A 9461-nucleotide genomic window follows, 5' to 3' on the forward strand; every position below is an offset into this window, starting at 1 on the left:
GCGCCGGCCCCCAGACCATCGCGTGCAGCGGACATTTGGCGCGCAAGGTTGCGGCAAGGTGTTCGCGCAGCGCGAGCCAGTCGCTCCGCTCCATCGGGGGTTCGTTGAGCAGCTCCGGATAGACCGAGTCCTCCGGCAGGTCGGCAATGACGACGCGGAGCGCCGTCCAGGCTTGAACCACGCGTTCGGCCGCGCTTGCCGGATCGCGCTCGAACGCGGCGCGCAGATCACCCGAAGGATGCATGTCCACCAGCACCGCGAAGCCCAGCCCGACAAGCTCGGCCACGCCACGCTGAATGGCGCGTAATGCCGCCCTGTTGCCATCCGCGACGAGATCGCCATTCACCGGCAACCGGATCGTTTCGAACCCAGTTTGACGAAGCTTCTCCAGAACGGCCGGGGTAGGGGCGCTCCCGCCTTCTCGTTCGAACCATCCGGGGAGGTTGAAGCCATGCGAGGGAACGGCGCGCTTGTTCGCCGCCGGCAGCGTGGCGGAGACGGAAAAAGGCAAGGCTGTAAGCAGTGCGCCGCCGGTCAGGGCAAGCGCACGCCGCCGCGACAGCGCCGGCAAAGCCTGCTCCGGCGCCCGCATGGATCAGGTCCTCGCAACGGCGCCGCGGCGCCAGTCGCCGGCCTTCGACGGGACGTCGTGCGGGGTCTTGCCGGGCTGGGCGCTGTCCTGCGCGATCACCAGCGTGGCGCTGCGTTCGACCTGGCCAGCGCCGAGATGCCGCTCGATCAGATCGGCGGCGTCGGATGCCCTTTCGGACCGGTTCAACGCGAACAGCGTGAGATCGGCCTTGGCAAAAAGCTCCGGGTCCCAACCTTCTTCGCCAAGCGATGGGGCGACCACGAGCACGAAATCGAAGGCGTTGCCGGCTTCGGCAAGAATGCTGCGCAAGCTGTTGCGATCGCGCGATTGCTGACCCTGTCCGGCCGCCCCACCGGCTGCAACCGTACGCAGGCCGCTGGCGCCGTCGATGAACAGGCCGGAGCCGTACCCGGCGCGATGCGGCAGGTCTCCGACTTCAACCACGAGCACATTCTGTTCGGCTCGCTGCAGGCCGATCCCGACCATCGCGCCGGCGAGCCGTGCCTCGGCGCTGCTTTGCATCGAGGACACCAGCAACACAAAGGGTTTGGGGTGGTCGCTCAGGCGTCCGAGGATCTGCCGCATCAGTCTCAGCACGGCCAGCGACAGTGTTTCGTTGCCGGTCTCGAACAGCGACTTCCTCATCGCCTTGATATTTGCAAGCGCCGCGCCCCCGGCGACCCCGGGCAAGCGGTATTCGCCGAAATCGGCCGGCACGGGCAACGATCGGGGCTTGGCCTGCGGGCCATCCTTGGCTGGATCGACCGCCTGCGGAGCGTCCCGCCATTGGCTCGACGGATCATCCTCCGGCCGACCGACCGGGCCCAGCATCAGCGCGAGGCCGCATCCGGCCATGAGGCCGAGAAAGACGCTCACCGGCAGCAGCAGGGCCGGCTTTGGCCAGGTCGGCTGCAGCGGCGGCGCGGCGGCACCGATGGTGCGTGCCTCGGACGTCTGGACGCCCTGCAACTGCGATGTTTCCTGCGCGCGTTTCAGGAAGTCGTCGAGCACGGTGCGGGCGGCCTGAGCTTTCGAATCGAGTTGCCTTAACTGCACCTGCGCCAGGCTCGAGTCCTGGGACTGCTGGCGCAGGGCTTCGAGCTTGTCCTGCAGCTTTCCGGCATTCTGGACGGCGAGATCGTAATTGGCCTTCAGCTGCTGCCTGATCCGCATCGCCTCACCGGCCATAAGCCGGTTGATGCGGTCCAGTTCGGACCTCAGCCGGCCGATCGCCGGATGGCGCGGCCCGTACATGGTTTCCAGATTTGCGAGCTCGGTGGCGCGCTGGTTGTAATCGTCGCGCAGATTGGCGGCCGCGTTGGAGGAGAGTATTTCCGACAGCTTGGCCAGGCCGGCAGCGGAGGTGCCAGCTGCCAAGGCCTGATTGTATCTGTCCTTGGCCTTGTCGGCATCGCCCTGCGCGGCAATCAGCTGCGTCGTCAGCTGGTCGAGCTGCGATTGCAGCGTGCCGCCATCGGTCGGGTCAACGATCCTGTGCTGCGATTTGAAATCCTCGACCGCGCGCTCGGCGTCGCTGACGTCCTTCTGCAGGCCTTTGATCCTGTCGTTGAGAAGGGAATTCACATCGTCATTGGCGGTTTCCCGCTCGCCGGCCAGGCTCGCCTTGTAACGGTCGACGATGGCGTTGGCGATGCGGGCCGCCTTCTCCGGCGACGGCGAGGTGAAGGAGACGTTGATGACATAGGTCAGCCCTTCGCGCTCGACCGATACCGCCTTCTGGAAACGCTTGAAGGCCGCGTCCTGCGGGGTACCTCCGCCGAACAGGGACATGACGCGCGATATCAGGCCGCGGGACGAGAATTCGGGATCGTTCCGGAGCTTCTGGCTGTCGAAGACGGTGCCCAGCAGGTCCTGCGATTCGATGACGAAGACCTGGCTCGCGATGGCTGCGCTGTCGGCCCCGATGCCCGGAAGGACGTTGTTGAAGTTGGTCGCGCGCGCGTCGCGCGGATCGATCAGGATCGAGGCGGTCGCGGTGTAGCTGGGACTGGTCACGGCAAGGTAGAGCACCGCCAGAAGCAGCGCCGCGCCGGTGAAGGCAAGCACCAGCAGTCGGCGCCCCCAAAGAATGGCCCACAACGGTCCGATATCGAACAATGGCGGAAGAGCGCGATCGTCGATCCTGGCTGGCTTCATTACCTTTCCCCTGCAGAGCCGGCGTACCGACGCCACTCTACACGGTCCAGTATTCAGGATTAACGTTAGCCTTTCGTTAAGGTTACTGAGGTGCTTACGCGATTCATTTCGCGGTAACAGTAACCATGCAGAGCGTTCGCGCTGGCGCAATTGCCGGCTTTTGCTCTATTCAGGGGCAGGTTTCAGCGTCGGCTCGCCTGCCGCGGGGGTTAGGCCAGTTGATTGCTACAGGGGCCGACGTTGAGTGAGAATCAAGCCGATCGCGACGCCGTGGCCGGGAGCGCCAGCCCCGGGGCCGGCATGCGCATGCCCATCGTGGCGCTCGCCAAGAGCGGCGCGGTGGCCGGCATCATCAAGCTTGCCAGCGCGGGCCTGTCCTTCCTGATGTTCGTGGCCGTCGCCATGGTGATGGACGGACGGCAGTTCGGCCTTTACAGCGCGACCTATGCCGGCGCCAGCCTGGTGTCCTTCTTCGCCTCGGTCGGACAGCAGAGCACCGTGCTCAGGTTCTGGCCGCAATATGTCGGGCTTGGCGATCTCAACTCCGCTCACGGCATGATGGCGCGCGCCATTCTCGTGGCGCTGGCGGGGCTTATAGGCTCCAGCCTGCTCATCCTCCTGGTCGGATTCCTGCCGTTCATCGGCAAGGGCACGCCGGAATGGTTCTCGCTGTGCCTGGCCGCCGCGGTCTTGTCCTTCTCGCTCGGCTGGTCGGAGTTCACCTCCGGCGCCTTCCGGGCCAAGAACGCGCTGATATCCGGCCTTTTGCCGCGCGATATCATCTGGCGCGCGGCGACGATCGGTATCCTTTTCGTCTGCCATTCCATGCGCGTCGAGATGAGCGCGGTCGAGGCGACCTGGCTGACCGCCCTGCTGCTCGTCCTTTCGGTCGTTCCGCAAACCGTGGCTCTGGTGCGCGACACGGCGCGCGCCGAACGTGGCCCCCTGAGCGAAGGACAGAAGCAGGAATTCAGGACGGTGACGCTTGGCCTGTGGGGCGTCACCTCGCTGCCGCCGGCGCTCGGGCAGGTCAGCACCCTGCTCGTGGCCATGATCCTCGGGCCCGAGGCCGCCGGCGCGATCTTCGTCGCCGACCGGACGACACGGTTCGTGGCGCTTGCGCTCAACGGCATCAACCAGGCGCTCGCGCCGCAGATCTCCAGCGCCTTCTACAGCGGCGACAGGGCGCATGTTCAGCGCATCACCAGCCTCGCCGCGCTTGGCAGCTTCGCGATCGCGCTGTGCGTGCTCGCGGCATTCTGGATCCTGGGCGGCTTCATCCTGTCGATGTTCAATCCGGCCTATGCCACGCCCGCCATGCGCGCCACGCTTGTCATCTTCGGCATCGGCGCGACGTTCGGCACGGCTTGCGGCCCGATCGAAGTCCTGCTGCAACTGACCGGCCTCCAGCATGCGCTGTTCAAGGTGCTGGTCATCGTCAACGCGCTGGGGCTCGGCGCGACCGCCGTGACGACCTACTTCTTCGGGCCGATCGGCGCGGCGGTCAGCATCGCTGGCACCGTCATCGCATGGACCGCCATTGCGGTGTCGATCGCCAAGCGTAGAATAGGCATCGACCCATCTATCTTCGGCTTTGCGATGGGGAGGGCGGCGCCCGCTCCCCGCGTGGCGCTGAAGGGGCGTATGTGAAGATCATCCAGGTTCAGACCCAGGCCGAGGCCGCGGGCGCGCAACGAATTTCCGACATGGTGGGTGAAGGCCTGCGGGTTCGCGGGCATGATGTGCGCACCGTCTTCATGTACCGGAAGACCGACGCTTTCGACGGCGATCCCTATGCGGATTTCATCCTTGCCGGGCGCCCGAAAGGATTGCCCGGACAGGTGCGCGCGGCCATCGGCCTTGCGGCCTATCTGCGCGCGGCGCGGCCGGACGCGGTGATCTCCTATCAGCACTACGGCAACATCTTCGGCACGATCGGCGCCCGGGTGGCCGGAGTCCGGCACATCGTTGCCAACCAGAGCGGCGCGCCGCAGACCAAAGGGGTCATGGGCCTGCTCTCGCAGATCGACAAGCTGATGGGCATGTCGGGGCTTTATCAGGCGAACGTCGTCAACTCGGCCTGGACGGAAGCGCAGTTCGATCGCTACCCGCAAGCCTACCGGCGGCGGATCCGGCGCATCGATCACGGCGTCCCCGCACCAGATGGAGACTTCAACAAGGTGGCCGCGCGCGCCGGCTTCGGCTTGCCCCGGGACGTATGGCTTGCTGTCTCGTCGGGGCGTCTGACGCAGATGAAGAACCAGATCGCGCTTGTCGGAGCGCTCGCGCACCTTCCCGATATCCATGTGGCGCTGGCCGGCGTCGGACCGGAGCGGGATGCCCTTGTCGATTTTGCCGCGAGCCGGGGCATCGCGGATCGGCTGCACTTGGTCGGCGAAGTGCCCACGGCGCGCATTTTCGAATTCCTCGCGGCCGGCGATGCCTATGCGTTTCCGTCGATGACCGAGACCTTTGGCCTTGCCTGCGTCGAAGCGGCGATTTCCGGTCTGCCGGTGGTGTCGAACGACCTTGCGGTGATGCGCGAGGTGCTGACGGCCGAGGATGGCGAAGCGGCGGCGATCTTCGTCAAGGCCGATGCCGACGGCATGGCCGGGGGCCTTGCCGAGATGATCGCCAGGCCGGAACTGATGGCCACGCTCTCCGCGGCGGGGCGGCGACTCGGACAGAAATATTCGCCGGCGAGGATGTGCGCGGGCTACGAGGCGCTACTGCTTTCCTGAGTGCTTTCGCACCGCCGCGATCCCGTCGATAACCTCCAGCATGCCGGCGCGGTTAAGCGTGTGGATCTTCGGGTAAGGCCAGTCGCCTTCCGGATCGACCGGCCGAGGCTGCGAAAGCCGAACCGCCTGCTGGTCGAGGTCCAGCAATTCCGACAGGCCAAGCCCGCCGCCATAGCCGAGCGTTCCGTCCTGAACCGGAAGCAGGATACGGCCCTCCCGGTTGCGAACGAAAGCTCCGCCTGGGCGTGCCATACGAAGGTCGATCAGGACAGGGTTCATGGGATGCGGGGTCCACGGGCCGGAGAGCGCCTGAGCGCTGAAAACCACCAGCGTGTCGGACGTGCTGCCGTAACCGTCGCGATCGGTCGCGAACAGCCAAAGTTGCCCGCCATGCTCGAGCAGCGTCGCGTCGGATATCTCGCCTTCGACCAGCACCGTCTCGGCGGCCCAGCGGTCCGGGAAGCCCGTGGCGCGATAGAGGGTGAGCCTGCCGCCGGCGCTGGCCTCGGGAAGCATCCAGACCGCGCCGTCACGCTCGAACACCTGCGGGTAGGAGAGGTGGTGCGGTTCCTCCAGCACGACCCTCGGCGTCTCGGGGGCGCCGCTGGCATCGAACGGCACGACGGAGATGACGGCCTTGCCGGTCGCATGAGGGTAATCCTCGACGAAGAGGAATGACCGGCCTTGCCACTGGAACGGAAAAGGGTCGGCGTAGAAATGGTCGCCCGGATCCGGCAAGACCGACCAGCCGCTCCCGAGCCGGCCTGTCTCAGCCACGCCGGGCGCATCGGTGAAGCGGTAGCCGACGCGCCAATGCGCATGGCGATAACCGACGCGCCGCATGGCCTCCCGGCCAAGCCGCGGCAGCGCCGAGCCGAGATAGGCGGAGGCGAAGGCAAACGCCGTTGCCTTGTTGAGGTGTCGGTCGTCAGGCGTTCCTTCGCCCTGAAAAGGCCGGCCTTCAGCGAACGCCCGCGCGATCGAAACGATCAGAGTCACGGCGCGGGCAAGCACATCCCCTGTGCCAAGCGCCGCCGATTCCCGCCTGTCCACCATCGGCAGAGCCCGGCCCACCACCGTCTCGCCGTTGAGAACGGCCTCGATCACTGGCAGCCTGCCGGCCGCGACCGCTATCGCCGCCGAGAGGTCAAAGCCCGAGCCGTCAAATCGAAGGCCGACTGTCGGGATATCCGACAGCGCCGCGTTGCCGGCAAGGTCCAGCCTCAACGCGACGGGCCGGCCGCCGGATCGTGCCTCGAGCCTGTCAAGCGGAGCGCCGAGGCCGGGCCCTTTCCGTCGAAACAGGCGCTGCTCGAAGGCAAAGGCGAGCTTTGCCGCAGCCGGCCAGGCGGCCGCTTCGGCCTGATGCAACACGGCCACGTCATGACCGTCGGCCCGAAGCCGCTCGATGACGAGCTCTTGCCATCGGCGAGGGGCAATTTGCGGAACAATCACGTCGATCGAGACCATGTCATTCCCGTTCGCGGTTATTTTGGTGCTCGGGCCGCAGACACTCGAAAACAGATGACTTGGCGGAAAAAGCTTACCTTGCGGTTACACTTGAAATCCGCAAGCGTGATTTGCGGGAAAATAAATCTCGACTGCCCCGGCCCGATCCTGCGGAACGTAGAATGCATGACAGATTTGCAACCGGCGTCCGAACTCTTGCATATACCAAGTTTCTAACTTTCCTGCGATTTGCCTTGACGCGGAACGCAAGACGTCGTCGATAGATCGGGCCGCTGTCTGCCGGTTCGGATTCTTATGTTTGAAGTCACTGCCGAGGATTCCTTCGACTTCCGCTCGACGGAATATGTCGAGCTGTTCGCCAGCTCGGCGGCGACGGCCTTTCAGCACCCCATATGGCTGGCGCAGCTCTATGAGCGGATCGTCCGGCAGAGCTCCGCCACCCCGCTGATCATCGTTGTGCGCGCCCGGCCGGGCGGCAAGCTCGCCGTGGTCCTGCCACTCGTCAGGCGCCGATACACGTTGCTCAAGGTCGTGGAATTCGCCGACATGCGCGTTTCCGACTATGTGTCGCCGGTCACCACCGAGGAGACCTTGTCGCGCATCCTGGCGGATAGCCGCGCAGTCGCCGCGATCCGCAGGCATTTGCGGCCTTATGATCTCCTGCGCATCGGCAAGCTTGCGGATCGCTCGCTGGCCATGGAGCGCCTGTTTGGCATAGCCAAGCGCGAAAGCATGGGCATGAGCGCCTATTCCAGCAAGCTGGAGCCGACATTCGCCTCCTGGCGGGAACATCAGCTCAACCAGTCCTACCGCAAGGAACTCGACAAGAAATCCCGGCAGCTCGGTCGCATGGGGGAGGCGCGCTTCGAATGCGCCCAGAACATCGACACCATCCGCACAACATTCGACGCGCTCAAGATCTACCGCGGCAAGCGTTTCGACGGCAGCAACGGCCCTGCCGACCTGCTGCAGCAGCAATCCTATTTCGATTTCTATCTGGCCGTGGCCGCAGAAGGGTGCGACGGCTTCGCGCGCACCTATACGTTCTGGATGAATGACAGGGCGATCGCCGGCGCGCTTGGGCTTGCTCACAAAGGCTCTCTCCTCGTCATCCTCGGCGGCTTCGACGAGGCCGGTTACAGGAAGCAGTCGATCGGCAGCCTGCTGTTCGAACAGATCGCGCGCGACTGCATCGAGCGCGGCGACCATTCCCTCGACTTCACCATCGGCGACGAACCCTACAAGCGCATCTTCGGCGGCCGGCCGTCGCCGATGTGGCAGATCTTCCGGGCCGGGAGCCCGCTCGGCTACGCGGCGCATTTGACGGTAGAGAAACTGCCCGCGGCCAAGGCGCTTGCGCGGCGCGTGCTGCACGGCAAGAAGGCCTCCCCCGATCGCGTGTCGCCGGTCCAAGCGGACGATGAATTGAGTCCCGAAGCTCGAAAGACCTGAAGCGCGTCGCGCTCGGCGGACTGTCTACAAAAGCGCCGGCTGGATGGTCGGGGTGGTTCGCGGTCTCGGATCGGCCCGCATCACGTCGCGGCTTCGAGTCTCGGCCTGCTCAGTCCGCGTAGCCTGGCGGCGAAACTGGGGCTCAGCCTGTTGATCCCGTGCATGATGCGGCGGCGGCTGAAGTGAAGCTGCCGCCATGCGCGCCAGCGTAGGTCGTTCTCGATCGTCAGCCTACGGCGGAAGTCCGCCAGATGAAGCCCGCGTGCATCCATCGCGCGCTTCGCAGGGTCGCCGTAGAAGCTCGCGATCTTCGCGGCCGCCATCCCTGGCGAGGCCATCCATTGCGGCACGTGCACCTTGCACAGGCGCTCGACGTCGGTGAGCAGACGGCTGACGCCCGTTCCGGCCGCGGGGCAGGATGTCTGATAGGCATCGCCGATCAGGACGACGCCATCTTTAACGCAATTCTCGGCGACGGTGATGTCGGTCAGCCAGCTCTCGACCTTGTCCATGACCTCGAAATCGCCGAATGCCTTGACGAGCCCCGGCAGGGTGTCGATCAGCGTTTCCCTGGGCCGCTCGCGCAGGGCCTTTACCCAGGGGTCACGATGATCCCTGAAGACAAACAGATTGGCGCGCGTGACATCGGCGGCCGGGAACAGGTTGAGATAGTCGATGCCGTCCGAGGTCCGTTCGCCATAGTAGGTGAGCGCCGGATGCCTGAAGGTGCTGTCCCCAGCCGGGCGAATGTTGAAGCCGAAGGTCAGCGACTGCCGCTGGTGGACGAACCGGCGCTCGATGCCAAGGTCGCGCTTGAGAATGTCGCCCATGCCCGTGGCGAGCACGAGCAGCCTGGCGGTGACGTCGCCTTGCCCCAGGATCGACACGCGCTGACGGTCCGCTCCCGCCTCCAGAGCGTTGACCCGGCCGGCGATGAAGCGCACGTTTTCGGGCAGTTCCGCCCGCATGGCGCCGACGAGGTCGTCGTAGAAGATGCCGAAGTGCCGGGCATGCGTGCGGTCGAGAAGACGCCCCTTACGGATGTTAAC

7 protein-coding genes are annotated in these 9461 nt (G+C 65.5%); 3 read left to right on the forward strand and 4 right to left on the reverse strand.

What is annotated here, in order from left to right; genetic code table 11:
* On the reverse strand, window positions 1–592 hold a 592-nt coding region (locus EN742_RS13615), incomplete at its 3' end, for a cellulase family glycosylhydrolase (protein ID WP_148670098.1).
* Between the two features lie 3 nt (window positions 593–595).
* Window positions 596–2749 carry a GumC family protein gene (locus EN742_RS13620; protein WP_126059373.1) on the reverse strand — a complete coding sequence of 718 codons (2154 nt, stop codon included), beginning with the start codon at window positions 2747–2749 and terminating at the stop codon, window positions 596–598.
* A gap of 240 nt (window positions 2750–2989) precedes the next feature.
* Between EN742_RS13620 and EN742_RS13625 the strand changes: the two genes are divergently transcribed.
* Together EN742_RS13625 and EN742_RS13630 are read left to right on the forward strand one after the other, a co-directional pair.
* Window positions 2990–4399, forward strand: a complete 1410-nt coding sequence (locus tag EN742_RS13625) for a lipopolysaccharide biosynthesis protein (RefSeq protein WP_126058536.1) — start codon at window positions 2990–2992, stop codon at window positions 4397–4399.
* Window positions 4396–5490 carry a glycosyltransferase family 4 protein gene (locus EN742_RS13630; protein WP_126058537.1) on the forward strand — a complete coding sequence of 365 codons (1095 nt, stop codon included), beginning with the start codon at window positions 4396–4398 and terminating at the stop codon, window positions 5488–5490. The genes EN742_RS13625 and EN742_RS13630 overlap by 4 nt, the downstream gene beginning before the upstream one ends.
* Here EN742_RS13630 and EN742_RS13635 read toward each other — a convergent pair.
* Window positions 5476–6960 (reverse strand): hypothetical protein, encoded by a 1485-nt coding sequence (locus EN742_RS13635; protein WP_126058538.1) that lies wholly within the window; start codon window positions 6958–6960, stop codon window positions 5476–5478. The genes EN742_RS13630 and EN742_RS13635 overlap by 15 nt on opposite strands.
* A 294-nt stretch (window positions 6961–7254) precedes the next feature.
* On the opposite strand from EN742_RS13635, the gene EN742_RS13640 reads away from it, so the two are divergent.
* On the forward strand, window positions 7255–8412 hold the full coding sequence (locus EN742_RS13640) for a GNAT family N-acetyltransferase (RefSeq protein ID WP_128332909.1): 1158 nt from the start codon (window positions 7255–7257) through the stop codon (window positions 8410–8412).
* A gap of 80 nt (window positions 8413–8492) precedes the next feature.
* Here EN742_RS13640 and EN742_RS13645 read toward each other — a convergent pair.
* Window positions 8493–9461 (reverse strand): FAD-dependent monooxygenase (locus tag EN742_RS13645; RefSeq protein ID WP_128332910.1); only part of this gene is annotated, 969 nt, incomplete at its 5' end.

The organism is Mesorhizobium sp. M4A.F.Ca.ET.020.02.1.1, assembly GCF_004022645.1.
Taxonomy (GTDB): Bacteria; Pseudomonadota; Alphaproteobacteria; order Rhizobiales; family Rhizobiaceae; genus Mesorhizobium.